Origin of the sequence: Delftia sp. HK171, assembly GCF_001886655.1 — a bacterium.
GTDB lineage: Bacteria > Pseudomonadota > Gammaproteobacteria > Burkholderiales > Burkholderiaceae_C > Comamonas > Comamonas acidovorans.
The window spans coordinates 5,199,415-5,224,710 of the sequence record NZ_CP018101.1; the positions used below are offsets into that span (position 1 = coordinate 5,199,415).

At 65.7% G+C, this 25,296-nt stretch carries 23 protein-coding genes; 15 read left to right on the forward strand and 8 right to left on the reverse strand.

The window, feature by feature from the left end:
* Positions 1 to 73 precede the first annotated feature (73 nt).
* On the forward strand, positions 74 to 1,003 hold the full coding sequence (locus BO996_RS23250) for a LysR family transcriptional regulator (RefSeq protein ID WP_034396231.1): 930 nt from the start codon (positions 74 to 76) through the stop codon (positions 1,001 to 1,003).
* Here the strand turns inward: BO996_RS23250 and BO996_RS23255 are convergent.
* Positions 1,000 to 1,956 carry a LysR family transcriptional regulator gene (locus tag BO996_RS23255; protein ID WP_071956523.1) on the reverse strand — a complete coding sequence of 319 codons (957 nt, stop codon included), beginning with the start codon at positions 1,954 to 1,956 and terminating at the stop codon, positions 1,000 to 1,002. The genes BO996_RS23250 and BO996_RS23255 overlap by 4 nt on opposite strands.
* Before the next feature lie 115 nt (positions 1,957 to 2,071).
* Between BO996_RS23255 and BO996_RS23260 the strand changes: the two genes are divergently transcribed.
* The 6 genes from BO996_RS23260 (at position 2,072) to BO996_RS23285 (ending at position 7,200) form a co-directional block, all read left to right on the forward strand.
* A complete protein-coding gene (locus BO996_RS23260; RefSeq protein ID WP_071956524.1) occupies positions 2,072 to 3,037 on the forward strand; it encodes a Bug family tripartite tricarboxylate transporter substrate binding protein in 966 nt (321 codons plus the stop codon).
* 7 nt (positions 3,038 to 3,044) lie between these two features.
* Positions 3,045 to 4,073, forward strand: coding sequence for a 4-hydroxythreonine-4-phosphate dehydrogenase PdxA (locus BO996_RS23265; protein WP_071956525.1), 1,029 nt, complete (start codon positions 3,045 to 3,047; stop codon positions 4,071 to 4,073).
* A 28-nt stretch (positions 4,074 to 4,101) separates the two neighbouring features.
* The gene (locus BO996_RS23270; protein ID WP_065345999.1) at positions 4,102 to 5,274 is read left to right on the forward strand and encodes an L-rhamnonate dehydratase; all 1,173 of its coding nucleotides are present in this window, start codon (positions 4,102 to 4,104) and stop codon (positions 5,272 to 5,274) included.
* An 11-nt stretch (positions 5,275 to 5,285) separates the two neighbouring features.
* Positions 5,286 to 6,215, forward strand: a complete 930-nt coding sequence (locus BO996_RS23275) for a dihydrodipicolinate synthase family protein (protein ID WP_071956526.1) — start codon at positions 5,286 to 5,288, stop codon at positions 6,213 to 6,215.
* A 111-nt stretch (positions 6,216 to 6,326) separates the two neighbouring features.
* Positions 6,327 to 6,686 (forward strand): DUF6916 family protein, encoded by a 360-nt coding sequence (locus tag BO996_RS23280; RefSeq protein WP_071956527.1) that lies wholly within the window; start codon positions 6,327 to 6,329, stop codon positions 6,684 to 6,686.
* Positions 6,676 to 7,200 (forward strand): GNAT family N-acetyltransferase, encoded by a 525-nt coding sequence (locus tag BO996_RS23285; protein WP_013801408.1) that lies wholly within the window; start codon positions 6,676 to 6,678, stop codon positions 7,198 to 7,200. The genes BO996_RS23280 and BO996_RS23285 overlap by 11 nt, the downstream gene beginning before the upstream one ends.
* Here BO996_RS23285 and BO996_RS23290 read toward each other — a convergent pair.
* Entirely contained in the window at positions 7,187 to 7,558 is a 372-nt protein-coding gene (locus BO996_RS23290) for a DUF6916 family protein (protein WP_071956528.1), read from the reverse strand. The genes BO996_RS23285 and BO996_RS23290 overlap by 14 nt on opposite strands.
* A 142-nt stretch (positions 7,559 to 7,700) precedes the next feature.
* Here BO996_RS23290 and BO996_RS23295 point away from each other — a divergent pair, with 142 nt between their 5' ends.
* Genes BO996_RS23295 through BO996_RS23310 form a run of 5 tightly spaced genes read left to right on the forward strand, consistent with a single transcriptional unit; the run spans position 7,701 to position 13,798 of the window.
* Positions 7,701 to 8,174: a phage tail protein gene (locus tag BO996_RS23295; protein WP_071956529.1), complete on the forward strand. Its 474-nt coding sequence runs from the start codon at positions 7,701 to 7,703 to the stop codon at positions 8,172 to 8,174.
* The gene (locus tag BO996_RS23300) at positions 8,174 to 8,665 is read left to right on the forward strand and encodes a phage tail protein (RefSeq protein WP_071956530.1); all 492 of its coding nucleotides are present in this window, start codon (positions 8,174 to 8,176) and stop codon (positions 8,663 to 8,665) included. Before BO996_RS23295 ends, BO996_RS23300 begins: the two co-directional genes overlap by 1 nt.
* A 5-nt stretch (positions 8,666 to 8,670) precedes the next feature.
* Positions 8,671 to 9,192, forward strand: a complete 522-nt coding sequence (locus tag BO996_RS23305) for a phage tail protein (protein WP_071956531.1) — start codon at positions 8,671 to 8,673, stop codon at positions 9,190 to 9,192.
* A gap of 8 nt (positions 9,193 to 9,200) precedes the next feature.
* A complete protein-coding gene (locus tag BO996_RS29870) occupies positions 9,201 to 10,127 on the forward strand; it encodes a DUF7948 domain-containing protein (protein WP_232240409.1) in 927 nt (308 codons plus the stop codon).
* Positions 10,124 to 13,798: an IPTL-CTERM sorting domain-containing protein gene (locus tag BO996_RS23310; protein WP_232240410.1), complete on the forward strand. Its 3,675-nt coding sequence runs from the start codon at positions 10,124 to 10,126 to the stop codon at positions 13,796 to 13,798. The genes BO996_RS29870 and BO996_RS23310 overlap by 4 nt, the downstream gene beginning before the upstream one ends.
* Before the next feature lie 48 nt (positions 13,799 to 13,846).
* Here the strand turns inward: BO996_RS23310 and BO996_RS23315 are convergent, their stop codons facing one another.
* Together BO996_RS23315 and BO996_RS23320 are read right to left on the reverse strand one after the other, a co-directional pair.
* On the reverse strand, positions 13,847 to 15,139 hold the full coding sequence (locus BO996_RS23315) for a hypothetical protein (RefSeq protein WP_071956532.1): 1,293 nt from the start codon (positions 15,137 to 15,139) through the stop codon (positions 13,847 to 13,849).
* The gene (locus BO996_RS23320; protein WP_071956533.1) at positions 15,136 to 16,128 is read right to left on the reverse strand and encodes a Bug family tripartite tricarboxylate transporter substrate binding protein; all 993 of its coding nucleotides are present in this window, start codon (positions 16,126 to 16,128) and stop codon (positions 15,136 to 15,138) included. The genes BO996_RS23315 and BO996_RS23320 overlap by 4 nt, the downstream gene beginning before the upstream one ends.
* A gap of 151 nt (positions 16,129 to 16,279) precedes the next feature.
* On the opposite strand from BO996_RS23320, the gene BO996_RS23325 reads away from it, so the two are divergent.
* Positions 16,280 to 17,191, forward strand: coding sequence for a LysR family transcriptional regulator (locus BO996_RS23325; RefSeq protein WP_012206792.1), 912 nt, complete (start codon positions 16,280 to 16,282; stop codon positions 17,189 to 17,191).
* A gap of 51 nt (positions 17,192 to 17,242) precedes the next feature.
* Positions 17,243 to 17,962, forward strand: coding sequence for a Crp/Fnr family transcriptional regulator (locus BO996_RS23330; protein ID WP_013801399.1), 720 nt, complete (start codon positions 17,243 to 17,245; stop codon positions 17,960 to 17,962).
* Positions 17,963 to 17,986: 24 nt separating this feature from the next.
* Here the strand turns inward: BO996_RS23330 and BO996_RS23335 are convergent, their stop codons facing one another.
* From BO996_RS23335 to BO996_RS23345, 3 genes are all read right to left on the reverse strand, one after another.
* Positions 17,987 to 19,258: an amidohydrolase family protein gene (locus tag BO996_RS23335; RefSeq protein ID WP_071956534.1), complete on the reverse strand. Its 1,272-nt coding sequence runs from the start codon at positions 19,256 to 19,258 to the stop codon at positions 17,987 to 17,989.
* A gap of 100 nt (positions 19,259 to 19,358) precedes the next feature.
* Positions 19,359 to 20,441, reverse strand: coding sequence for a fimbrial protein (locus tag BO996_RS29325; RefSeq protein ID WP_156898004.1), 1,083 nt, complete (start codon positions 20,439 to 20,441; stop codon positions 19,359 to 19,361).
* Between the two features lie 255 nt (positions 20,442 to 20,696).
* Complete coding sequence (locus BO996_RS23345; RefSeq protein WP_232240411.1) at positions 20,697 to 23,546, reverse strand: site-2 protease family protein; 2,850 nt, start codon at positions 23,544 to 23,546, stop codon at positions 20,697 to 20,699.
* A 132-nt stretch (positions 23,547 to 23,678) separates the two neighbouring features.
* Here BO996_RS23345 and xth point away from each other — a divergent pair, with 132 nt between their 5' ends.
* Positions 23,679 to 24,455, forward strand: a complete 777-nt coding sequence (gene xth, locus BO996_RS23350) for an exodeoxyribonuclease III (protein WP_071956535.1) — start codon at positions 23,679 to 23,681, stop codon at positions 24,453 to 24,455.
* A gap of 15 nt (positions 24,456 to 24,470) precedes the next feature.
* Here the strand turns inward: xth and BO996_RS23355 are convergent, their stop codons facing one another.
* Positions 24,471 to 25,283 carry a hypothetical protein gene (locus tag BO996_RS23355; protein ID WP_224986152.1) on the reverse strand — a complete coding sequence of 271 codons (813 nt, stop codon included), beginning with the start codon at positions 25,281 to 25,283 and terminating at the stop codon, positions 24,471 to 24,473.
* Positions 25,284 to 25,296 lie beyond the last annotated feature (13 nt).

Here is a 25,296-nt window from a genome sequence, read left to right on the forward strand (position 1 = left end):
CGGTCCATTCAGGAATTGTGCGCAGCCTCCCCCAGGAAAACTGAACAGCCACTGCAGCCCGCGCAGCCTCCCCATGAACATCCGCTTTCTGGAAACCTTTGTGCTGCTGGCACGCATCGGCAGCGTGCGCCGCGTGGCCGAACTGGTGCATGCCAGCCCCGGCGCCGTCTCCATGCGCATCCGCGGGCTGGAGTCGGACCTGGGCGTGACCCTGTTCCACTGGGACCGCAAGACGCTGCAGATCACCGATGCCGGCGCCCGCTTGCTGCGGCATGCGGAAGCCGTCATCGAAGCCACACGCACCCTGGAGCGTGCCGCCAGGTCCGACGACGCCATCGGCTGCCGCCTGCGGGTCGGCGTGCTGGAGACGGCGGTACACACCTTCCTGCCCGAATTCGTCAAGGCGATGGGCGCCAGCCTGCCGCATATCGAGCTGGACCTGACCGTCGATCTGAGCACCCACCTGTCGGAGCAGATGATGCGGCGCGACCTGGACCTGATCGTGCGCACCGGCAGCGGCGTGGACCCCCAATTCGCCGTGGTCGAGAACCTGCTGGAAGTGCCCGTGCACTGGATTGCCAGGCGGGGCCTGGTGCCCAGGAAGGATGGACTGCACAAGGCGCTGGGCAAGCAATTGCTGACCCAGATGCGCGGCACCGGCCCCTACGAGCAGGCCGTGGCCATGGCACAGCAGCTGGCCGTGCAAAGCGGCATGGTCTCCAGCGACCTGCGCATCTCGGGATCGCCCTCGCTGGCGGCCCTGGTCTCGCTGGTGCGAGAAGGGCTGGGCGTCGCCATCATGCACGGCATGCTGGTGGCGCCGCAGCTCGAAAGCGGGGAGCTGGTGGAGCTGGAGTTGCCCACGCCGCCTTCCTTTCGCATCACCACCTGGTACCCCAAGAGCCCGTCGCCCGGCGTCACCGACACTGCCCAGGTGCTGCGCCGCGTCTGCAAGAGCTACTGCAAGCGGGTCAGCCCGCATCTGGCGCGGTACATCGGCTAGGGCGCGGATGCCGGCGGCGGCTCCTGCCCGTGCAGCAGCGCCAGAAAGCTGGCGGCCGCCTGGCTCAGCGGCCGGTCGCGGCGCACCAGGCTGCCGTAGGCCTGCAGGTTGCGGCGCATGCGATAGGGCAGGATGCGGACCATGCCGTGCGCGGCATGGTCGCGGGCCACGGCCTGCGGTATCACGGCCACCAGATCGGAGTTGCGCACCAGGTTCATGGTGGTGAGGATGGAGCCCGTCTCGATCAGGCCGCGCGGCAGCGGCAGGCCGTGGGCCTGGAATTCCTGGTCGATCAGTGCGCGCATGGGACTTCCGGGCGGCTGCAGCACCCAGCCATGGGCCTGCAGCTGCGCAAAGCCCACGCTGCGGGCACGCGCCAGCGGATGGTTGCAGCCCACGATGATGGACAGGGCCTCGTCATCTATGGTGCGGAACAGATGGGCGGGATCGGCCTGCCCGGTCTGCCGGCCCACCACCACCTCCAGCACGCCGTCCTGCAACTGGGCCAGCAGCCGGTCGCTGGTGTCCACGGCCACCTCGATGGACAGCAGCGGCCACTGGCGCTTGAGCGCCAGCAGCGCCTGTGTCAGCCGCCCCGGCGAGGCCGCCATGATGCTGCCCACGGCCAGCCGCCCCGCGCTGCCCTCGCGCAGTTCCTGCAGCTCGCGGTTCAGCGCCTCCATGCCGCCGCGCAGGTGGCGGAAGTAGCCCGTCACGCGCTCGCCCGCCGCGTTCAGCTGCAGGCCGCGCCCAACGCGGTCGAACAGGGTCAGGCCCAGCGCGCTTTCCAGCTCATGCAGCATCTTGGTGGCGGCCGGCTGGCTCAGTCCCAGCTCGGCTGCGGCGCCGCGCAGCGTGCCCTTCTGGTCGATGGCCAGCATCAGCGCCACCTGCCGCATGCGCAGGCGGTTGAGCAGTTGCGGCGTGCTGTCCCTGCGGTCGATGGAGCCCATAGCAATATCCCGTGAATTGATTACCCAAGGTTATTGATTCATCAGCAACTTTCAGTTTACGGCAATCAATCATCTGCCTAGCATGGGTTCACAACAAAAGCACCGGAGACAAGACATGCAACGCCGCCCCCTGCTGCTGGCCGCAGCTGCCCTGCTGCCCGCCATCGCCCTGGCACAAACCCCGCCGGACTGGCCCACGCGGCCTGTGCGCATGCTTGTGGGCTCGGCCCCGGGCGGCGGCACCGACGCCATGGCACGCGCCGTGGCCGACCGGCTGGCGCCGCTGCTGCGCCAGCCGGTGATCGTGGAAAACCGCCCCGGCGTCTCCAACACCCTGGCCGTGGACATGACGGCCAAGTCCACGGACGGGCACACCATGGTGATGGGCGTGGTCACGGCCCATGCCATTGCCCCGCACCTGCTCAAGCTGGGCTACGACAGCAACCGCGACCTGGTGCCCGTGGCCTATGTGGGCGCAGTGCCCAATGTGCTGGTGGTGGGCAACAACCTGCCCGCCAACTCGGTGCAGGAACTGGTCGCCCTGGCCCGCAAGGAGCCCGGCAGGATCAACTTCGCCAGCAGCGGCACGGGCAGCACCCAGCACATCGCGGCCGAGATGTTCAAGGACGCGGCCGGCATTGAACTGACCCACGTGCCCTACAAGGGCAGCGCCGCCGCCCTGGTGGACCTGGTCAGCGGCCAGGTGCAGATGAGCTTCGACACCATGCCTTCGGTGATCGGCCAGATCAAGGCCGGCAAGCTGCGCGCCCTGGGCGTGACATCGGCCCGGCGCAACGCCCAGCTGTCCCAGGTGCCCACGCTGGCCGAGGCCGGCCTGCCCGGCGTGGAGATAGGCGCCTGGTACGGCATCTACATGCCAGCGGCCACACCCCGCGCCGTGCAGGCCCGGGTGCACGACGAGGTCAACAAGGTGCTGGCCATGCCCGAGACGCGCACGCGCCTGGAGGCCGTGGGCGCCGAGCTGCAGCCCATGGGCCAGGCGGAGTTCATCGCCTTGCACAACGCCGAGTACCAGCGCTTCGGCGAAATCATCCGCAAGAACCACATCAAGATCGACTGAGCCGCACATGCCCGCATCCGAACTTCCCGTCGTCGCCCTGACCCTGGGCGATCCCGCCGGCATAGGCGCCGAACTGATCGCACGCCTGCTGGCGCGGCCCGAGGCCATGCAAAAGGCCAACATCGTGCTGGCCGGCGACCCCTGGCTGTGGCAGCAGGGCCAGCGCATCGCGGGCCTGCAGGTGGCCACCACACCCATCGCCAGCATGGCCCATGCACGGGGCCGCACCGATACCGCCCTGCCCGCCTTCCTGGCCCTGGACACGGTGGCCGCCGAAGCCGTGCACCAGGGCCGTGCCGAAGCCGCAGGCGGGCGCTCGGTGCTGCAGGTGCTGGACCGGTGCATGGACGCGACCCAGGCCGGCCAGATCGACGCCATCTGCTTTGCGCCGCTCAACAAGCAGGCCATGAAGCTGGGCGGCCTGCGCCATGAGGACGAGCTGCACCACTTTGCCGAGCACCTGGGCGTGACCGGCTATTTCTGCGAATTCAATACGCTGGGCGATCTGTGGACCTCGCGCATTTCGTCGCATGTGCCGCTCAGGGACGTGGCCGGCTATCTGAGCCAGGAGCGCATCGCGCAGGCGGCCGAGCTGATCTACCGCGCGCTGCTGGCCAGCGGCATGGCGGCCCCCAAGGTGGCGATTGCGGGCTTCAACCCGCACAACGGCGACGGCGGCACCTGCGGGCGCGAGGAGATCGACATCATCGCGCCGGCCGTGCGTGCGCTGCAGGCCCGCGACTGGCCCACGCCCGATCCGTTCCACGGCCCCTTCCCGGCCGACACCATCTTCCTGAAGGCCCAGGCGGGCGAGTACCAGGCCATCGTGACCATGTACCACGACCAGGGCCAGATCGCCATCAAGCTGCTGGGCTTCTCGCGCGGCGTGACCGTGCAGGGCGGCCTGCCGATCCCCATCACCACGCCGGCCCACGGCACGGCCTATGACATCGCGGGCCAGGGCCGGGCCAGCGTGGAGGCCACGTGGCAGGCCTTCCTGATCGCCTGCCGCATGGGCGCCGCGCGCCTGTGCTGACTGACTTCACTCCCTCGCCATCACCATCATGAAAATCAAATCCGTCCGCGCCCGCGTCTACGAATGGCAAGGCAAGACCGTGCCGCCCCAGGGCAACTTCTGCTCCAACGCCATGGACCTGCTCTATGCGCCGCAGGAGACCATGTCCACCTTCCGCTTCCATTCCTGGACGGTGGTGGAGATCGAGACCGACGACGGCATCGTCGGCCTGGGCAACGTGGCGCTGGCGCCGCGCATCGCCAAGGCCATCATCGACGAGTACCTGGCGCCCCTGGTCATCGGCCAGGACCCGTGGGACTACGAGTACCTGTGGCAGCGCATGTACCGCGCCACGCACGCCTGGGGCCGCAAGGGCGTGACCATGGCCGCCATCTCGGCCGTGGACCTGGCCATCTGGGACATTCTGGGCAAGAGCGTGAACAAGCCTGTGTTCAAGCTGCTGGGCGGGCGCACCAAGGAAAGGATTCCCTGCTACTACAGCAAGCTCTACCGCACCGACCTCAAGGCCATGCAGGAAGAGGCGCAGAAATTCCTGGACCAGGGCTTCAAGGCCTTCAAGATGCGCTTCGGCTACGGCCCGGCCCATCTGCAGGAAGGCGTGCGCGAGAACCTGCGCTCGGTCGAGGCCGTGCGCGAAGTCATAGGCTACGACTGCGACCTGATGCTGGAGTGCTACATGGGCTGGAACCTGGAATACGCCAGGCGCATGCTGCCCAAACTGGAGAAGTTCGAGCCGCGCTGGCTGGAGGAGCCCGTGATCGCCGACGACATCGACGGCTACGCCGAACTCAACCGGCTCACCAGCATTCCGATCTCGGGCGGCGAGCACGAGTTCAGCCTCTACGGCTTCAAGCAGCTGCTCGACAAAAAGGCCGTCAGCGTCGTGCAGTACGACACCAACCGCGTGGGCGGCATCACGGCCGCGCACAAGATCAATGCGCTGTGCGAGGCGTTCAGCGTGCCCGTCATCCCGCATGCGGGCCAGATGCACAACTACCACCTGACCATGAGCACGCTGGCCTCGCCCATGGCCGAGTACTTCCCCATCTTCGACGTGGAGGTGGGCAACGAGCTGTTCTGGTACATCTTCGACGGCGAGCCCGTGGCCGAGAACGGCTTCCTGCAGCTCAGGGACGATGTGCCGGGCCTGGGCCTCACGCTCAAGACCGAGTACCTGGACCAGTTCCGCATCGTCGAATGAGGGAGCACGCCATGCCCGGAATTTCTCGGCCGCGCTACAGCGGCGTCTTCCCCGTGGTACCCACCACCTTTCACGAGGACGGCACGCTGGACCTGGCCAGCCAGAAGCGCTGCCTGGACTTCATGATCGACTCGGGCGTGGACGGCCTGTGCATCCTGGCCAACTTCTCCGAGCAGTTCCTGCTGGCCGATGACGAGCGCGAGATCCTCACGCGCACGGCGCTGGAGCATGTGGCGGGCCGCGTCCCCGTGATCGTCACCACCACGCACACCTCATCGCGCGTGTGCGCCGAGCGAAGCCGCCGCGCGCAGGACATGGGCGCGGCCATGGTGATGGTCATGCCGCCCTACCACGGCGCCACCTTCCGCTTCGGCGAGCCCCAGATCCAGGGCTTCTTCCAGGCCGTGTCCGATGCCATCGCCATTCCCATCATGGTCCAGGACGCGCCGGCCGCAGGCACGCCGCTGTCCCCCGCCTTCCTCGCGCGCATGGCCCGCGAGATCGAGCAGGTCTGCTACTTCAAGATGGAAACCGCAGGCGCCGCCGGCAAGCTGCGCGAGCTCATCGCGCTGGGTGGCGACGCCATCGAAGGCCCCTGGGATGGCGAGGAAGCCATCACCCTGCTGGCCGACCTGCAGGCCGGCGCCACGGGCTCCATGACGGGCGGCGGCTTTGCCGACGGCATACGCCCCATCATCGAAGCGCACAGAAACGGCGACCCCGACACCGCATTCACCCTCTACCAGCGCTGGCTGCCCCTGATCAACCACGAAAACCGCCAGGCCGGCTTCCTGGCCGCCAAGGCGCTGATGAAGGCCGGCGGCGTGATCGCCTGCGACGCGCCGCGCGCGCCCTGGCCGCCCATGCACCCCGAGGTGCGCCGCCAGTTGCTGGACATTGCGCGGCGGCTCGATCCGCTGGTGCTGCGCTGGGGGCGCTGAGGGATTGGGTTGTTGGGGGCGCATTAGAGGGGCACCAGAGGGCTGCAGCCGCCTGCGCATGGGCTATGCTGCCGCTCTGCCTGCCCAGCCCCAATGAATCGACTGCCGCCCATGTCCGCCACCTCTTTGCCCCCTTCCGACTTCGAGCTGGACGACGCGCTGTATGCAAGAGCCCTGACCTGGAGCGACGCACAGGCCCTGGCCCAGCAGACCGTGAGCTTCTTCATGCGCGAAGGCGAGCACACCATCGGCATCGATATGCAAGTGCTCGGCGCAACGCAGACATCGACCGATACACCCGGCATGCTGCAGTTCTCCCTGGTGTTTCGCGGTCCGCGCCAGCCGCAGCTGCCGCAGCGCACTTACCGCGTGCGCCATGCGCAGCTCGGTGACTACGCCATCTTCATCACGCCCATTGCGCAGTCGGCAGGCCATGTCGATTACGAGGCCTGCTTTTCCCATGCCGTCTGAGCCGTTCGTGCCCGAGCTGCCACCGCTGAATCTGGAGGATGTGCGGCTGCGCCTGGCCGAAGAAGCCGACTACGCTTTTCTCCGCGCCCTGTACCGCCAGGTACGCGCTGCCGAACTGGCGCCCGTGCCCTGGAGCGAAGCTGAAAAGCATGCCTTCTGCGATTCGCAGTTCGCTTTGCAGGACCAGCACTACCGCAAGCACTACGCACACAGCGCGTTTTTCGTGATCGAGAGGGCAGGTCTGCCTATAGGCCGGCTCTACCTCAATCTCGCACCCGGGCCATTGGGAGTGATGGACATCTCGCTCGACGCCGCTGTTCAAGGCCAGGGACTGGGCACGGCCCTCATGCAATGGCTGGCCGGCTGGGCAGATCAAGAAGGGCGCGACATGCAGCTGTTCGTGGAAGCCAACAATCCAGCCCGGCGCCTGTATACGCGCCTGGGCTTTGTCGAGCAGGACCAGGAAGGCATCTACCTGCGCATGCGCAGGACCGCGGCGCTCAGCCGCGGTTGAACACGGCTTCCAGCAGACCGCCTTGCGCGTCGCTGGGACTCAGGAAGACAGCGTGGCGTCCCAGAGCCGGGTGAGCGATTTCCCAGGTGTTCTGTGGCAAGGCACCTGGGCGGGACAACTCAAACAGGGCGCTGAAAGACCGGTCACTCTGCAGAGCGTGCGGCAGCGCGCTCAGCGCAACCAAACGTAACTCAGCCGCTTCCCCGGCGACCGAGAAATTGTGGCCAAGCAGCGGCTGAAAGTGGCTGCGGCGCAACTCCATGGCCACAGCGCTGACGCCCATCGGAATGCTGGAAGCAGCCGCTGCAGCGGGCAAGGCCCCTGCAACCTGCATGAAAGCACGGCGTCCTGTCTTCATCGTGGCCCTTCCTGCCAAAGCAACGGCAGCAAAATATTTTTGCTGCGCAACAGATTGGCATACTAAACTATTTTGCAATTATTAACGTTTGCTAACTTCACCCCACTTTGCCATGGCTCAACCCTACGTTGGGGAAATCCGGATGTTTGCCGGCAACTTCGCGCCATCAGGCTGGATGTTCTGCGAAGGGCAGCAAATCCCCATCTCGGAATACGAAACCCTTTTCAATCTGATCGGCACGACATACGGCGGTGATGGCCAAAGCACGTTCGCCCTGCCAGACATGCGTGGCCGCATCCCCCTGCACGCAGGCAACGAATTCACGCTGGCCCAGGCCGCTGGAGTCGAAGAGGTCACGCTGACCGTCAATCAGATTCCAGCCCACACGCACGGCGTTCCCGCTTCCTCCGGCACCGGCTTTCTGGCCTCGCCCGCCGACGCAGTGTTTGCCAAGCACAGGGATCACAAGGCCTTTGTGAACGGCGCCCCCGCCACGTACATGGCTACATCGATGGTGAGTTCGGCAGGAGGGTCACAGCCGCATACCAATATGCCGCCCTATCTTTGCGTGAACTTCATCATCTCGCTGTTCGGCATCTATCCCTTACCCACCTGATGTCTACCCCTTTTCTCGGAGAGGTTCGCGTCTTCTCCTTCAACTTCGCCCCCAAAGGCTGGGCCCTTTGCAATGGGCAATTGCTGCCCATCAACCAGAACCAGGCACTGTTCTCGCTGCTGGGCACCACCTACGGTGGCAACGGGCAGACCACCTTTGCACTGCCCGACCTGCGCGGCCGCATGCCCATGCACATGGGAGCCGGCCATACGCTGGGAGAGAGAGCAGGCGAGCAAGCCCATACCCTGACCCTGCCAGAGATACCGCAGCACAGCCACGCCATGGCCGCTTCCGGCACCACGGGCCAGGCGACATCGGGCAACGGCAACCTGCCTGCAGCGGCGCGCGGCCACTATGCGCAAAGCGGCAATACGACCATGCCCGCCCTGTTGGCCAATGTGGGCGGCAGCCAGCCACACCTCAATATGCCGCCCTATCTGGCACTGAGCTTTTGCATGGCCATGCAAGGCCTCTTTCCTTCTCAGACCTGAAGACCATGTCCGATCCCTTCGTCGCCGAAATCCGCCTTGGCGGGTTCAACTTCGCACCCAAGGGCTGGGCCTTTTGCGATGGTCAGCTCCTGCCGCTTTCTCAGAACACGGCGCTGTTTTCCCTGCTGGGAACGGCATATGGTGGAGATGGCAAGTCCAACTTCGCGCTTCCCGACTTGCAGGGCCGCATGCCCATGCACCCGGGCCAAGGACCTGGACTGTCACTGCGCGATCTGGGCGAATCCGGCGGTGTTGAAACCGTGACGCTGCAGGCATCGGAAATTCCCGTCCACAGCCATCTGGCCCGAGCGGGCACGCCTGCGGATCCCGCTGTAGCAAGCCCGGCAGGCGCCGTCCTGGGCACCGCACCGACGCGCCCCTACATCGCGCCAGCCTCCAACACCTCTGCGGTCACCATGGCTCCCCCTCAACCTGCGGGCGGCAGCCAGCCACACAACAATCTTCCGCCCTACCTGGTCATGAACTTCATCATCGCCTTGCAGGGCATCTTCCCCGCACGGAGCTGAGTACACCTATGCGCAGTTCCATTGCGGCCCTGACCATGTTGGCCCTGACCACGGGGGTCCAGGCCGATCCCCTGGTCCAACGCGAATTCTCCGGCAGGGACAACCGCTTCATAGAGATACCCGGTGCCGGCTTTCGCGCCATGGCCGCAGGCAAGCGCATCAGTTTCGATGCGCAAGGCATGAGCATCGACCTGCCCGGCCAGATCAACGGCGTGCAAGGCCGGTCGGTGGCCGCATCCGGCGTGGCCCGGAGCCTGAGCCTGCGCCCGGATTCGCGCCTGCGCTACAGCTTCGAGAACGCATCGATGTCGGCCCCGCAGGGCCTGCACCCTTCGCCCACGCTCTACCACTGGCTGGTCGGCGAAGCCGCGCAATGGCGCACGGGCCTGCGCAGCTTCGGTGCCTTGGGCTACCGCAGCGTCTGGCCAGGCATTGATGCCGTTTTCCAGGGCGAGCCCGGCGGTCTGAAGTACCAGTTTGAACTGGCTCCTGGTGCCGATGCCGCACAGGTCTGGCTGCGCGTGGAAGGTGCGACGGATGCACGCATCCTGCCCACGGGAGCGCTGCAGTGGAGCATAGGCAACGACCTTTTCACCGACGATGCACCGCTGGTCTACCAACCCCGGGGCAATGGCCGCGTGGACGTGCCCGCCCGCTATCGGCTGGAGCAGGTGGACGCCACCACCTGGCGCGTGGGCTTTGAGCTGGGCAGCCATGACAAAGGCCTGCCGCTGGTCATCGATCCGGCCTGGACCGGCTACTCGGGCCTGGTCGGAGGCAACTCGGCCGACCAGGTCAACGCCGTGGCGCGAGACAGCGACGGCAACACCTACGCCTGTGGCGTGACGCAATCGTCCGACCTGCCCAACGCGGGCAGCAGCAAAGGTGGCGAGGATGCCTTCGTCGTCAGATTCGATCCCAAGGGTGTCCCATGAGCGTCACTTATGTGGGCGGATCGGAAGACGACGCCTGCAACGGCCTGGCCGTGGACATACAAAACCGCATCCACCTGGCGGGCAGCACGGAATCCACCGGCTTCCCCCTGCTTGGCACAGATGCCAACCAACGCTTTCGGCGCAGCAAGAGCACGACGGATAGGGATGCCTTCGTCATGCGCCTGGCACCAGACGGTGCCGGCATTCTGTATTCGGGCCTGATTGGTGGAACGGGTGACGATCAGGCCAATGCCCTGGCTCTGGACACCCTTGGCCGGGTCTATGTGACCGGATTCACGGAAGGCAAAGGCTTTCCTGCCGTGAGCGGACCGCAGCTCAACCACGGCTCCGGCCCTGCGCAGTCAGAAATGCGGGATGCCTTCGTGGCCCGCATCGACGCTTCAGGCAGCGGGCTGGAGTACGCCGGATACATCGGCGGCGACGGCGGCGCCGACATCGGATATGCCATTGCCGTGGACGGCACCGGCGCGGCCTATGTGGCTGGCGCGACCGACTCTGTCTCGGGGATGCCGGGCGCCACGGGCCTCAGGACACAAATCAATTCGCGCGCCATCGATGGATCAGACGGCTTCGTCGCCAAGATCCGGGCCGACGGCAGCGCCTTCGACTACTTCACGCTGCTGACAGGCTCGGGCGCCGGTGCGGACCGTGCACTGGCCCTGAACCTGATGTATGACGGCTCACTGCTCGTGGGCGGGGAGACCGGGTCCGACAACTTTCCCGCCGACAATAGCGGACGGCGCCAGGGCCTCGGGCCGCAGATCGCGCGCAGCACCGGCATGGACGGCTTTGTACTGCGCCTGAATGCATCAGGAAACCAGGTGCTGGACGCCACCTACCTGGGTGGCAATGGCTACGACAGCGTGGAAGGGCTGGCCAGCGACGGCAGGAGCTGGTTCGCCACGGGCAGCACCAACAATGGCGCAGGCTTTCCCGTCAAGGCTCAAAGCGGCCTGTCCACCACGCCAGGTGGCAAGCAGGACGGCTTCCTGGTCAGCGTCGCAACCAACAATCCGAACAGCTGGGACTATGCCGGGTTCCTGGGCACCTCGGAAAACGAGGCCATGCGCAGCCTGGCCGCAACCAATGTGCAGGGCAGGACCCTTCTTTCCGTGGGCGGCGCCACCACCACATCGGGCACCAACGGCCTGACCAACCCTGCGAACAGCGCCCTCAGCGCAAACGAGAGCCTTTCGAATGGCCTGGTATTTCGCATCGATCCTTTCGGCCCACCTGCGGCCATGGCGGTGCTCACTGGCTCTCAACAGTCCACCCGCATCCAGCAGCCTTTTGCCACGCCGTTGTCGGTCAAGGTCACCGACATCGACGACCAGCCGCTTGCCGGCATCATGGTGGACTTCAATGCGCCTGCCGCATCGGGGCCATCCACCACCTTTGCCACAAGAACCTCGGTCACGACCAACGCCCAGGGCATCGCATCGCTGAGTGCCACGGCCAACCTGTTCGCCGGCAGCTATACCGTGACGGCGCAGGCAGGGGCGGCCAGCACATCGTTCTCGCTGACCAATGACAAGAGCCCGCAGGCTGCACTGACGGCAAGTGCAGCACTCCAGACCCTGCCCTATGCCAGCACCACCACGCTGAGCACCAACGGCGGCTCTGGCGCAGGCGCCATCAGCTACGCCGTAACCGCAGGCGCGGCCTATTGCGCCCTGACAGGCAACACGGTCACAGCCACGGCCGTGGGCGATTGCACCGTGACGGCGACCAAGGCGGGAGACGCCAGCTACCTGGCCGCCACGACCACCGTGGACATCTCGGTGATCAAGGCCCAGCAGCCTGCTCTGACGGCGACGGCAACGCCCAGCACGCTGGCGGCCTTCAGCACGGCCGCGCTGTCAACCAGTGGCGGCGCAGGGTCCGGCGCCGTGGGCTTTTCCATCACGGATGGAGCCGCCTTTTGCTCCGTCAACGGCAACACGCTCACTGCGGAAGGCACGGGCACCTGCACAGTGACCGCCACCAAGCTGGGCGATGCCAACTACCAGGACACGCTGGCCACCACCGTGGTGACCGTGACTCCTGCAGCCCAGGTCACCCTGAGCGTGCAGTCCACGCCGTCGACCCTGACCTTCGGCGCCACGGCAACCCTGGCGACCACTGGGGGTTCGGGCAGCGGCGCCGTCACCTACGCCGTGACGGGTGGTGCCCAGTTCTGCGCGGTGACCGGCAACCAGTTGAGTGCCATTGGCGCCGGCAGTTGCACCATCACGGCCACCAAGGCTGGCGACATCAACCACCAGGCCATCAGCGCCAGCACCACCGTCATCGTGGCCAAGGCTGGACAGACAGCACTGTCGGTGCAGGCCAGTCCTGCAGCCATCAGCTTTGGCGGCATTTCGCAACTGAGCACCACGGGCGGCTCGGGCACCGGCGCCATCGGCTTGAGCGTCGCGGGCCCCTGCAGCATCGCGGGCTCCACGCTCACCGGCCTGGGTGTCGGAACCTGTACGGTCACGGCCACCAAGGCAGCGGATGCCGACCATGAAGAGGCCACGGCCAGCACTTCGGTGACGGTGTCACAGGCAAGCCAGGTGGCCCTGTCCGTGGTGGCATCACCCGCCAGCATTCCCAAAGGCGACTCCAGCACGGTCACCGTCACTGGCGGCAGCGGCAGCGGTGTGCTCACGCTGGCGCTGACGGCAGGCGCTGGCAACTGCACGCTGTTCGGCAACACCGTCACCGGCACGGCCGTAGGCAGCTGCACGGTGACGGCGACCAAGGCGGCCGATGCCAACCATGCACAGGCCACCGGCTCGGTACAGATTGCAGTCGGCAAGGCGATCCAGAACATCACCTTCGATTTCTCGTCCCTGCGTTATCTGAGCCCCCAGGCCCTGTCGCTGGCAAACGCCGCCGGAACCAACTCCAACCTGCCGATCAGCTTCAGCAGCCTCACGCCTCAGACCTGTGTGGTCACCGGCACCTCGCTGCGGCTGATGCGCACGGGAGATTGCACGCTGCAGGCCAGCCAGGCCGGCGATGCCGAGTACGCCGCGGCAACGCCCGTGAACCAGACCTTCACGATCACCCTGCCCCCCCACTCTCTGAGCACCATCACCGGTGCCGTGGGCGGAACGACGGTCTCAGCAGAGATTGCTGCGGGAAGCCCATGGGTCTTCACACCCATGGGAACAGGCCCGGCGCAGACTGCGGGCTTCATCCCGCTGCAGGGGCACATCAGGTCACCTGCCGACGCACCGCCTGCCAATCTTCAGTTCCCGCTGGGCCTGTTCGATTTCGCTGTCCACAACGGTGCGCCGGGATCCACGGTGAGCATCAAGCTCACGTTCCCGAACAATCTGCCCCGCAATGCACAGTACTGGAAGTACGGCCCCACGTCCGACAACGCAACGCCGCACTGGTATCACTTCACCGGCGCGCAGTTCAACGCCAGCGACAACAGCGTGACGCTGACGATTGAAGACGGCAGGAACGGCGATGACGACCTGGATGTGAACGCCTTCATCAGTGACCCGGGCGGCGTGGCCGTGGTGGCCGCCGCTGCCGGCGGCAGCCCCGCGGCCATTCCCACGCTTTCGCAATGGGGTCAGTGGATGCTGGCAGCGCTGATGCTGGGCGTCGCAGTCCTGGCCGGACGCCGCACGCGAATGCGCAAGCCGCGCTGAGTCGTACGCTGTAGCCGGGGGCTGCTCACGCGCCCCCGACTACCCGAGTCAAGCCTCCACGATCCCCGACACATCCAGCACATACATCTGCCGCTGGTGCTCGTGCACGGAGTCGATGCAGACCTGGCGCCCGTCACGGCTCCAGCGCGGGTGCAGGTCGCAGCGGTTTTCCTTGCTGAGATCGGGCGAGGCGTAGAAGCTGCCCAGGTCGTGGCGCTCGCCCGTGTGCATGTCGTACAGGAACAGGAAGCGCTCGTGCGTGCGGTCGTCGGGGTAGGTATCGCTGAGCAGCCAGCGCGTGTCCACGGGCGAGAAGCTCATGTGGCCGTTCTCCACCAGCACGCCGGCGCCCACCACCTGCACGTCACCGCCCTCCACATCGTCATAGAGGTGATAGTGGATCTCCCCGGCATGCGGGCCCCACACAATGATGTGGCTGTCGTCCTGCCATAGCGGATGCGAGATCTGGTATTCGGACTTTTCGTAGTCGAACGTACCCACGGCCATCGGGTCGAAGTCGTCGGCCAGCTGGGGCAGCGGATGGTCCGAGCATTCGAGCAGGCGCATGTCGGAGCCGTCGGGCGCCATGGTGATCAGGCGGTGCAGAAAGCAGGTTTCGTCCTTGACGCGTTCGGTCCAGCGGTGCAGGAACAGGATGCGCGATGACGACGGGTTGACCTCGATATGGCTGACCCAGTGGATGGCCTTGTCCATCGATGTACGGTGATGAAAGGCCTTGAGCCGCGCATAGCTGGCCAGCAGCCTGGCCTCGCCCGTCGCGACCTCCATGCGCCAGATGCCGTCGTCCTCGGGCGCCAAGGGCAAGGCGAAGGGACCACCCTCTTCGCTGTAGCCGATGGTTTCGTGCGTGATGTAAAGGCGACGGTAGTCCACGCACAGCGCCCAGGCGCTGCTGGGCGCCACCACATAGACGGGCATGGGCAGGGTGCGCCGCTCGCCGCTGTCCACATCGATGACCACGGAGCCGAACCCCGGATAGCGCCCCCCGGAATCTGCCGTCCTGTCGTTGTGGATCAGTTGGCGGCCCGCCAGCCCGTCCAGCCACTGCAGCTGGCTGCCCATCTGCCAGTTCCAGGCGCCGGTCTCGCCCACGGCGTGGAAGCGGTCGCTGTTTTCGGTATCGAAGTAGCCGATGGACGCCCGCGCCTGGGGCGTGAGGTACTGGTCCATCCACGGCGTTTGCTGCGCCAGCACCAGGCGGTTGCTGCGGTCCCAGCTGGACTTGTTGTAGTAGCCGAAGAAGTGGTGCTGGCGGCCATCGCCCAGGCGGCGGCAGGGGACGAAGGATGCGGGGGTGTTCGAAGTCATGAAGCGTTTCATTGGGCGGAGATGTGGCCTTCGGCGATCACGCGGTCCCAACGCTGCTTTTCGCGGGCAACGAAGGATTGCGCCTCAGGCAGGCTGTTGGCGACGGCGCTCATGCCCTGCTCTTGCAGGCCCTTGCGGAACTCGGGCGTGGCCACGACCTTTCGGATGTCGTCATTGAGCTTTTTGACGATGGCCTCGGGCACCTTGGAGGAGACGGCCACCGTGGTCCAGGAGGTGGCCACAAAGTCCTTGAGCCCGGACTCGGCCGCCGTGGGCACGTCCGGCAGGGCCGCCAGGCGCTGGCTGCCCGTGACGGCCAACGCCTTGAGCTTGCCGCCGCGTATGTGGGCCAGCACCGTGGGCGGGTTCTCGAACATGAGCTGGATCTGGCCGCCCAGCAGGTCGTTGAGCGCGGCCGAGCTGCCGCGATAAGGCACGTGCACGATGGGCGCGCCCGCCTGCAGCTTGTACAGCTCGCCCATCATGTGCACGGACGAGCCCACGCCGGCCGAGCCGAAGTTGACCGTGCCAGGCGCCTTTTTGGCCAGCGCCGTCAGCTCGGCCAGGTTGCTGGCGGCAAGGCTGGGCGTGGCCACCACCACATGCGGCATCTCGGCCAGCACGGTCACCACGCGCAGATCCCTTGCGGGGTCATAGGCCAGCTTGCTGTATACGCCATAGGCGGCATGCAGGCCGATGGAGCCCACCATCAGCGTGTAGCCGTCGGCCGGCTGATCGGCCACATATCGGCCTCCCAGATGACCGCCCGCGCCGGGCTTGTTTTCCACCACCACCGGCTGGCCCCAGAGCCTGCTCAGGCGGTCGGCCAGCATGCGTGCCTGCACGTCGGAGCTGCCGCCTGCAGTGAACGGCACGATGATGCGCATCTGCCGGCCGGGCTGGGGAAAGCCGTCCTGTGCCTGCGCGGCTGCCGGCACCATGCCCGCCACGGCGGCGGCGATTAATGCAGCGGCCGTGCGGCGTGCTGTTGTCTTGTTCATGGAATCCTTTCGACGGCGCTGCCGCGCCTGGGCAATCGATGCAATGGAGGCAGTGTAGAAAGCCTGTCATCTTTGGAAAAATGCATTTTTCCGTGGCCTCTATACAGAAAAGATATACATTGCCAGCCACCCCGAGCAGGACCGAATCGCCATGTCCAGACCCCTGAGCTCCCGAGAGATCGAGGCCTTCCGTGCCGTCATGCAGACCGGCACCACCACGGCCGCCGCGCGGCTGCTGCATACCACGCAGCCTTCGGTCAGCCGGCTGCTGGCCCAGATGCAGGCGGCCGCAGGGCTCAAGCTGTTCGACATGCACAAAGGCCGACTGCGCCCCACGGCCGAGGCCGTGGAACTGTTCGCCACCGTGCAGCAGCATTTCCTGGGGCGCGAGCGCATAGAGCGCGACCTGGCCGCACTGCGCCAGTCCGGCGCCGGCACGCTGCGCATAGGCTGCACGCCGGCCCTGGGCCTGAGCGTGATCCCGGCCGTGGTGCGCAGCTTCGCGCAGCGCTACCCGGGCACCCACATCAGCCTGCAGACCCTGGGCTCCACGCCCTTGCGCGAGGGCCTGCTGCATGGCCACTTCGACCTGGTGGTCAGCACCATGGCGCTGAGCACGCCCGAGCTGGATGCCACCGTGCTGCACCGCAGCCGCGCCGTCTGCGTCATGCACCCGGACCATGCGCTGGCCACGCGCACGCGGCTGCATGTGCGCGATCTGCAGGGCCAGCTGCTGCTGACCCTCAACGCCGATGACGACATCTACCTGCAACTGCGCAGCACCATGCAGGAGCAGGGCATAGAGGCCGGCTCCACCATGGAGACCACCTACTCCTCCACCATCTGCAGCCTGGCTGCACAGGGGCTGGGGCTGGGCGTGGTCAACCCCTACGTGGCCTCGGTGTTCGCGCGCGACCTGCGTGTGCTGCCACTGCTTCCAGCCTGCGCGGTGGAGGTGGTGCTGGCCCTGCCCCCCCAATACGCGCCCACCGAAAGGGCTGACTGCTTCGTGCAGTTGCTGCGCGAGCAATTGCACGCCTATCCGCAGGCCCGCACGCCCTAAAATTGCGGCCGATTGGAGACAAGCGGTTTGCAAACGAGTACCCACGAGCCCATGCTCACCCCCGCCGAGCGCGAGGCCATCAATTCCGGCCAGTGGTTCTGCAGCCTTTCGCCCTCGCTGCGCCATGACATCCTGCGCCAGACCACGGTCCGGCGGCTCAAGGACGGGGCACTGATCTATGCACGCGGCGATGTGCCGCACAGGTGGTATGCCTGTGCGCAGGGCGCCGTGCGCATGAGCTCGACCAGCCTGTCGGGTCGGCAGACCACGCTGGCCTATGTGGAGCCGGGTGCCTGGTTCGGCGCCATGTCCACCTTTCTTGACGAGCCCCGCACGCGCGATGCCTATGCCCATGGCGACACCACGCTGCTGTGCGTGGACAAGGAGAGCTTTCACGCCATCCTGGCCACGCATGTGGAGTTCTACGACGCCCTGCTGCGCCTGCAGGCCCACCGCATACGCCAGACCTACGGGCTGGTGGAAGACCTCAACACCCTGCCCCTGCGCGCACGCCTGGCCAAGCAGTTGCTGCACCTGTCGCGCAGCTACGGCACACAGGTGCTGGACGACCCGCGCGAGCTGCGCATAGGCCTGCAACTGGTGCAGGAGGAGCTGGCCCAGTTGCTTGGCGCCTCGCGCCAGCGCGTGAACCAGGAGCTCAAGCGCATGGAGCGCGACAACTGCATTCGTGTGGAAGCCCAGGGCCTGGTGGTCAGGGACCTGGTGGCTCTGCAGACCATCGTGCGCGAGGCCAGCCTGGCCGGCGCCTGAGGCCGGCGCCGGTTCAGCTGCGGTTCAGCGGCGCCAGTCGATTCTTGCCGGGCGGCCCGGCAGATGCAGCGCAGCCGTTGCAGAAGGCGCCTCGGCCAGCAACCGGCCCTTGCGGAACACCTTCAGGCGCGTGGCGCGCAGCCGTATCGCCTCGGCCGCATCGCGCGCCTGCAGCAGCACGAAGCTGGCATCGCAGCCGGCCTCGATGCCATAGCCGTCCAGGTGCATCACACGCGCCGCGCGCGTGGTCACGGCGTCGAAGCAGTCGCGCATGCCGTCCTGGCTGGTCATCTGCGCCACATGCAGGCCCATGTGGGCGACCTCCAGCATGTCGCCCGAGCCCATGCCGTACCACGGGTCCATCACGCAGTCATGGCCGAAGGCCACGTTGACGCCTGCGGCCAGCAGCTCGGGCACGCGCGTCATGCCGCGGCGCTTGGGATAGCAGTCCTGGCGGCCCTGCAGCGTGATGTTGATCAGCGGATTGGCAATCACGGCCACGCCGCTTTCGGAGATCAGCGGCAGCAGCTTGCTCACGTAGTAGTTGTCCATGCTGTGCATGGAGGTGCAGTGCGAGCCCGTGACGCGGCCCTGCAGTCCCAGGCGCTGCGCCTCGAAGGCCAGGGTTTCGATGTGGCGCGACAGCGGGTCGTCGGACTCGTCGCAGTGCATGTCCACCAGCAGGCCGCGCTCGGCCGCCAGCTCGCACAGCAGCCTGACGCTGTCGGCACCCTCGGCCATGGTGCGCTCGAAGTGGGGAATGCCACCCACCACGTCCACGCCCTTGTCCAGCGCCCGCCGCAGGTTGGCGACGCCGCCGGGCGAGCGCAGCACGCCGTCCTGCGGAAACGCCACCAGCTGCAGGTCGATATAGGGAGCCACCTGGCGCTTGACCTCCAGCAACGCATCGACGGCCAGCAGGCGGGCATCGCTGGTATCCACATGGCTGCGGATGGCCTGCAGCCCCTTGGCCGCCGCCCAGTCGCAATACTCCAGCGCGCGCGAGATCAGCGCCTCGGCCGTGAGCAGCGGCTTGAGCTCGCCCCACAGCGCTATGCCCTCCAGCAGCGTGCCGCTGCGGTTGACGCGCGGCAGGCCGTGGCTCAGCGTGGCATCCATGTGGAAATGCGGATCGACGAAGGGCGGCGACACCAGCTGGTGCTGTGCATCGACCACCTGGTGGGCAGGCGCTGAAAGGCCAGCCGCGACCTCGACGATGCGCCCGCCCTGCACGGCGATGGACATGTCCTGGCGGCCGTCGGGCAGCGTGGCGTGAATGACGAGTAGATCAAGCATCTGCGTATTCTGCGGGCATGGCCGCGCACCCGCAGACTTGCCTGACCACGCTGAATGGCCTGCCAGCGGTCAGACCGAAAGCGCAAGGGATCAGGGGGAACTACTGGTAGCTGATGGTGAAGGTCGCCGCCGCATTGGCACTGCCTATGGTCACGTTCTCTTCGGTCTTGACATAGCGCGCCGTCAGCGGGATATCCAACCGCGCCTGCCCGTAGGCAACAGCCCCTGCAAACCATTGATTCCTGTTGCCGGCGGCATTGGAGTCCGGGCCAAATCCCAGGATCTGCTCACCCTTGCGAATCTGGACTCCCACACCTTTTGCCACCGAGGTTTTGGACAGGGTCAAAACATTCCCGATATTTCCAGGATTTGCCACATCCGTCAGCGTGACATAGGCGTTGGTCAACGAACCTGGGATGCCGCCCTTGCACAACAACGAGATGAGGAAGGAGCGGGGAGCACCGGTTGAGCCGATTGAGGTGAGTTTTTGAGTGACAGTCTGGGCCATGCGCACGGGCTCCGGCGCCTGTGGGGTACAGGTGGGCACCTTGGGCCGGAGGACGACGGGCGAGGAAAAGTTGTATTGAGCGAGAAGCTGGCCAAATGCATCATTCGCGCGTTCGTACAGGAAATCGCTGTCCAGCACGCCACCTGCAGTGATATCGCCATCTGCGGTCTTGATCAACTCAACTGTGACATCGATAAGTGGATATGCAAAAGATCCGTTGTGATTGGAATACCCCAAACCACTTACAGGCGCAGCACCATATCTAGTCGAAACCCTCATGCCAATACCCTCGACTGTCGTCGGATATATATTATTGACTGGTGTAGATTTACCTAAAATATAGCCCGTGACCGATGGAACACAATTCATCAATCTAGCGCCAAGCCCATTACTTATTACCGCTACAGCGGTTTTTGAGTAAATCACCGTATTCTTGGCCACATTGGAATTGAATTCTGGAGGATTGAAATTACTGAACACATACTTGTAATAGCCTGACCCATCAGTTGTATTTTCAATTGCGCATGCGGACCATGCGGAGGTGGCCATCATTGCCAAAATAAATATCATGACAGCCTTGTTTATTCTGCAAAAAACGCCTATGAATATATGCATTTTGAATACCTTCGGATAATGAAAAAATTCCAAGGCCGCATTTCCTTGGAAAATTTTCAATCGTAGACATCTTTCATCCGAGATGAAATCAGATCAATCTGATTCAAGGTCTGCCCGGTGCCATGAAGGTCGTGGCGAGGCAGGCGATGGACATGTCCTGGCGGCCATCGGGCAGCGTGGCGTGAATGACGAGTAGATCAAGCATTTGCGTATGCTGCGGGCAGGGCCCGGCGCTCTCTTTCGGTGGGGTTTCATCAGGGCCTGCGGATAGCTGGCCCTGCGCTGCCGGCATGCGCGCGCCCTCCCCGACGATACCTATCGGGGGCACAGTCCTGCGGCCTGCGCAGACTCGTGCTGAAGCCTGCGCTCCAGGTTTTGCCAGTCGCTATGAAGGTCGCGCGCCACGCGCGGGCGCCTGCAAAGCGCAACGTGGCGCGCCAGGGACAGCGGTTGCAACGCGGCCAGTGCCTGCAGGCGCAGGGCATCGTCGTTCAGCAGTTGCGCGGCGGCCAGCCGGGCCTGGGCGATTCCGATTTCGGCATATGCACGGGATGCAGGCAGCTGTTGCGCCAGGGCCTGGCGCACTTCAGCGGCATCACCCATGCCTATGGCAATCCAGAGCCAGGCGATCCAGCTGTCCTGGGAGGCGTAGTGGCCGGCCTTCTTCGGCGGGGTGCGCTCCACGCTTTGGCGGGCCAGTGCCACGGCAGCGCCAGTCTGGCCGTGCTCGGCCATGAACCGAGCATGCAGGGTTTCGGCCTGCATCAATGAGAAGATTTTCCATTCACGGCGCTGAGCCGAATCCGCAGTCACGGCATGCGCAGCTTGCGACGCTGCCTGAAGCGCGGCCTGGAGCGCGACAACATTGGCCTGCAACTGGGCTTGCGCCGCTTCGGGGTGGCCGCTGGCATCCAGCAACCGGGCGAGCTTGATGCGCGCGTGCAGCAGCAGGAAATCGTCCGGCGCATCGGCGTCGGCGCGGCGGATCTCCACGGCCTGCACCATCCGATCAAGCCTTTGCGCCACGGTCTGATCAGGCGGTCCCCAGAACGCAAGAACTTCCTGCACGCTGGCCAGCACCCGGCGTGCAGGGCCTTGCACGTCCTGCAGGTCGGCCACCAGTTGCTGGCGCAAATTCGTTGCCTGCTCGGCGGTATCCGCCGTGTCGGCCATGCCTTTCAATGCATGGGCACGCTGCAGATCACTCTGTGCCCGGGACTGCGTCATCGCCCAGGCCGATTGGTAAAGTGCTTTGGCGCGCGCCTCGGCCGGAGGATGGTCGTCCATGAGTTGCAGTTCCCGGGCGGCCTCCAGGTAGATCTCCACCCGTTGCTCTTGGGCAGACGGGGGCAGTTGGTCGGCCTGGGCCAGGCGGGCCTCGATCTCGGCCAGGTGCTGCTCCGGTACGTAATCACGGCGGGCAGACAGCTCCACATCCCACAGCGCAGCAAGAACCTGCCGCCCCTGCGGCGCAGCTTGATGAATGCCCATGACCATGGCCACCGGCAGCAGCAGGCAGGCCAGGTAGATTGCCAGGCCCGCTGCGCCTTCGGCCCAACCGGGCGCACGCGATTGCAAGGCAGGCAGCAGCGCGCCTGCAACGGCCGCGCGCCGGACAAAGGGCCAGCGCGCAAAAGCAGGTTGCTGCAGCACGCCGAATGCGCGGTGTACGGCATCGGCCTCACTGACCGGGGCCTGGCATGCCTGCTGTTGAGCAAGCGTGTGCAGGGTGCGATGCACGGCCCGCTCCAGTTGCATCACCCGCCATTGCCACGGCAGCCCCATCAGCAGCACGCCGGTGAGGATGGAGATCAGGGGGTCCCGGCTGAACCAGGCCAGCCCACCCAGCGCGGCCATGCCCGCCAGTGCAAACACCAGCCGCATTGCGGGCAGGCGAGCGAACAGCAGGCTCTCCACCACGCGGCCGCCATCCAAAGGCGTGAGGGGCAACAGGTTGAAGGCGTTGACGACCAAGGTCAGCAGCAGCAATTGCATGGTCCAGGCGGGTGGCTGCGGGACCAGGCCCCAGCCTACGGCAGCCAGCGCTCCCACAGCCAGCAACAGCCCAGGCATGGGACCGGCCAGATAGACGCCCACTTTTTGCAGCGGCGTGGCGTCCGCCTTTTCTCCGGTGGCCATGCCACCCAGGCCAGGAATGAAGAAGACGGATTGACGCTGGTAGCCCGCCCAGCGCATGGCCAGCCAATGCCCTCCTTCATGCACGGCGATCACCACCAGAAGCATCCACGCCATGTCCCATGAAAACAGCACGGCGCCTGCTGCCAGGAACAGCGCCGCCGTGATCCAGAAACTGCGGTGGCGGTTGTGCGCCATGCCCAGCCCGCGCTGCACGGCTTTCTGGTAGCGAAAGCGCAGCGCCTCGGACACTTGCCGGACCTGCGGCCCATGAAGGCATGCGCCGGCAGATGGGCTGGCGGGCACCGGCCTGTCTTCCTTGCGCACCTGGCGCAAGGCGCGCCAGGCCAGCCGCAGCGACTCGCGCCAGCTGAGCCGCCAGAACCCTGGCCCGGCAGGCAGCGCACGGCCCTGGGCCACCAGTGCAGGGACCTGGCTCCGGCCCCACTCATCCAGGCGCTGTACCGCCTGGTCAAGGCCCTGGACAACGGGAGCCCGGTCGCCGGACAGGCGCTCGGCGTAGACGGCCCAGGCCGATGCGGTATCGGGCTGGGCATCGTCCAGGTAGGTCCAGCCGGGCGGCGCAGGCAGGCTTGTCTGAGGTAGGCCATTGAAGCCCATCCAATTGCGCCCGTCGGCAAAGAATGTGAGCCAGGTCACGGAGCCCACAGTGCGGCCATGCCTGGCGCTTCCCGCCTGTTCGGCCTGGACCATCGCCCAGGCCCGCCCGTCGACATGGACGAACAAGTCCACCTCCAGAGGCAGGTCGGGATCCATGGCCTGCGGATGCGTGCCCTGCAGGCTGGCACACCAGGTGAAGCCCAAGGCTTGCAACTCCGGCTGCATGGCATCCAGCACCGCCCGTGATTCGGGCTCCAGCGCTTGGCGCTCCACCACGGCCATGGGCGCAGCACGCAGGCGCAGGCGCATGCAGTTCAAAGTGGCCAGCAGCAGCGAGAGCGCATACAGCAAGGGAATCGCGCCCAGCAGCGCCAGCCAGGGCGCGGCTTGTGAGAGCCAGTTCATCATCTTGAATAGTCTTGTCGATGGAGTGTGACGGTTCTGATGTGCCCTCCCAAAAGCTCCTCCAGGCAGATCAGCATCGGGATCGTAGCCTTGCCACCCGTGATGCGACAATCAAATCAAAGGACCATTCTTCAAATGAAAATCGCCACTTGGAACGTCAATTCCCTGTCCGTGCGCCTGCCACAGGTGCTGGCCTGGCTGCAGGCCAACCCTGTCGATGCGCTGGCTCTGCAGGAACTCAAGCTCACCGACGACAAGTTTCCGCTGCAGGCGCTGCAGGAGGCCGGCTACCACGCGGTCAGCCATGGACAGAAGACCTACAACGGCGTGGCCTGGCTGACGCGCACGCCGGTGCGCGACGTGGTGCGCAATATTCCGGGCCTGGATGACGAGCAGGCCCGCATCATTGCCGCCACCCTCGATGCCGAAGGCGGCCCGGTGCGCCTGATCAATGGCTACTTCGTCAATGGGCAGGCGCCGGGCACCGACAAGTTCGCCTACAAGATGCGCTGGCTGCAGGCGCTGCAGGACTGGGTGAAAAGCGAAATGGCGACCCACCCGCGCTTGGTGCTCGTGGGCGACTTCAACGTGGCGCCCGAGGACCGCGACTCCTACGATCCCATCGGCCTGAAGGACACGATCCACCACACGATGGAAGAGCGCACGCATTTCCAGGCGCTGCTGCAGCTGGGCCTGACCGATGCCTTCCGCATGTTCGACCAGCCCGAGAAAAGCTATTCGTGGTGGGACTACCGGATGTTGGGTTTCCAGAAGAACCGGGGCCTGCGCATCGACCATATCCTGGTCAGCGAGGCATTGCGCCCCAGCGTCAGCGCCTGCAGCGTGGACCGCGCGCCGCGCAAGAACCCGCAGCCCAGTGACCACGCACCCGTGGTCGTGACCTTGGGCTGAATTGCAGCCAGCCGGCTACAGCATGTACCGGCGCAGCCAGTGGATGGCCTCGATATGGCCGCGCAGCATCAGGGACTGGCGGTGAAGAATCTCGCTGAGCGCCCTGGGCAGACGTACCTGCTCGGCAGCCTCATAGGCGCTCAGCCATTGCTGCTGGCAGGACTCGGCCTGGTCCAGCACGTAGTCCGCGCCCTCTTCCCTGCCCAGCAGCCCGTCCCAGAAGGCGTTGCGACGCAGTGCGGCACGGCTGTCGCGCACGGGCAGGACCACGCCGCCACTGGAGCCGATGGCACGTTCCAGGTCCTCGACCAGGATCTGGCTGGCATTGAAGTGCCGCGCCAGCACCTGTCCGATCAACCCCTGGGGCATGGGATTCATGCATTCACCCAGGCGTGCATGGGCCTGGCGGCCCAGGGCCAGCACGGCATTGAGCAGGGCCGTGCTCTGCAATTCCAGCGTGGTGGCCACTGGCTGTGTGGGCGTGCGCTGGCGCGCCTGCAGCCATGAGGCCTCGACGGCCTCGCGCACCTGGCTCCAGCGCAGCAGGCTGCTGCCCCGAACCTGCTCCCAGCGCTCTTCAAGCTCGAATTCGACATCGTCGAAATCCTGCTGCGCGTGCTCGGGTTCAAGTGACGCTTTCCAGCCCAGTGCGTAGGCGGGACGGTATTGGTCGTAACCACGCCCCGCAACGAAGTAAGGCTCCAGGAAGTAGCGGTCATGCCAGTACGCATCGACCGGCTCGCCAAGCGTGCGCGGTGTCGATGGGTACATCAGGCCCGGACGAGCGGGCTTGGCTTTTTGCCAGAGGTTGGAGAGGACTGTGGGCACGATAGGTCGGGAC

Coding starts and splice junctions, on each gene's coding strand:
- BO996_RS23250 (WP_034396231.1), top strand. CDS start 74: ATGAACATCCGCTTTCTGGAAACCTTTGTGCTGCTGGCACGCATCGGC.
- BO996_RS23255 (WP_071956523.1), bottom strand. CDS start 1,956: ATGGGCTCCATCGACCGCAGGGACAGCACGCCGCAACTGCTCAACCGC.
- BO996_RS23260 (WP_071956524.1), top strand. CDS start 2,072: ATGCAACGCCGCCCCCTGCTGCTGGCCGCAGCTGCCCTGCTGCCCGCC.
- BO996_RS23265 (WP_071956525.1), top strand. CDS start 3,045: ATGCCCGCATCCGAACTTCCCGTCGTCGCCCTGACCCTGGGCGATCCC.
- BO996_RS23270 (WP_065345999.1), top strand. CDS start 4,102: ATGAAAATCAAATCCGTCCGCGCCCGCGTCTACGAATGGCAAGGCAAG.
- BO996_RS23275 (WP_071956526.1), top strand. CDS start 5,286: ATGCCCGGAATTTCTCGGCCGCGCTACAGCGGCGTCTTCCCCGTGGTA.
- BO996_RS23280 (WP_071956527.1), top strand. CDS start 6,327: ATGTCCGCCACCTCTTTGCCCCCTTCCGACTTCGAGCTGGACGACGCG.
- BO996_RS23285 (WP_013801408.1), top strand. CDS start 6,676: ATGCCGTCTGAGCCGTTCGTGCCCGAGCTGCCACCGCTGAATCTGGAG.
- BO996_RS23290 (WP_071956528.1), bottom strand. CDS start 7,558: ATGAAGACAGGACGCCGTGCTTTCATGCAGGTTGCAGGGGCCTTGCCC.
- BO996_RS23295 (WP_071956529.1), top strand. CDS start 7,701: ATGTTTGCCGGCAACTTCGCGCCATCAGGCTGGATGTTCTGCGAAGGG.
- BO996_RS23300 (WP_071956530.1), top strand. CDS start 8,174: ATGTCTACCCCTTTTCTCGGAGAGGTTCGCGTCTTCTCCTTCAACTTC.
- BO996_RS23305 (WP_071956531.1), top strand. CDS start 8,671: ATGTCCGATCCCTTCGTCGCCGAAATCCGCCTTGGCGGGTTCAACTTC.
- BO996_RS29870 (WP_232240409.1), top strand. CDS start 9,201: ATGCGCAGTTCCATTGCGGCCCTGACCATGTTGGCCCTGACCACGGGG.
- BO996_RS23310 (WP_232240410.1), top strand. CDS start 10,124: ATGAGCGTCACTTATGTGGGCGGATCGGAAGACGACGCCTGCAACGGC.
- BO996_RS23315 (WP_071956532.1), bottom strand. CDS start 15,139: ATGAAACGCTTCATGACTTCGAACACCCCCGCATCCTTCGTCCCCTGC.
- BO996_RS23320 (WP_071956533.1), bottom strand. CDS start 16,128: ATGAACAAGACAACAGCACGCCGCACGGCCGCTGCATTAATCGCCGCC.
- BO996_RS23325 (WP_012206792.1), top strand. CDS start 16,280: ATGTCCAGACCCCTGAGCTCCCGAGAGATCGAGGCCTTCCGTGCCGTC.
- BO996_RS23330 (WP_013801399.1), top strand. CDS start 17,243: ATGCTCACCCCCGCCGAGCGCGAGGCCATCAATTCCGGCCAGTGGTTC.
- BO996_RS23335 (WP_071956534.1), bottom strand. CDS start 19,258: ATGCTTGATCTACTCGTCATTCACGCCACGCTGCCCGACGGCCGCCAG.
- BO996_RS23345 (WP_232240411.1), bottom strand. CDS start 23,546: ATGATGAACTGGCTCTCACAAGCCGCGCCCTGGCTGGCGCTGCTGGGC.
- xth (WP_071956535.1), top strand. CDS start 23,679: ATGAAAATCGCCACTTGGAACGTCAATTCCCTGTCCGTGCGCCTGCCA.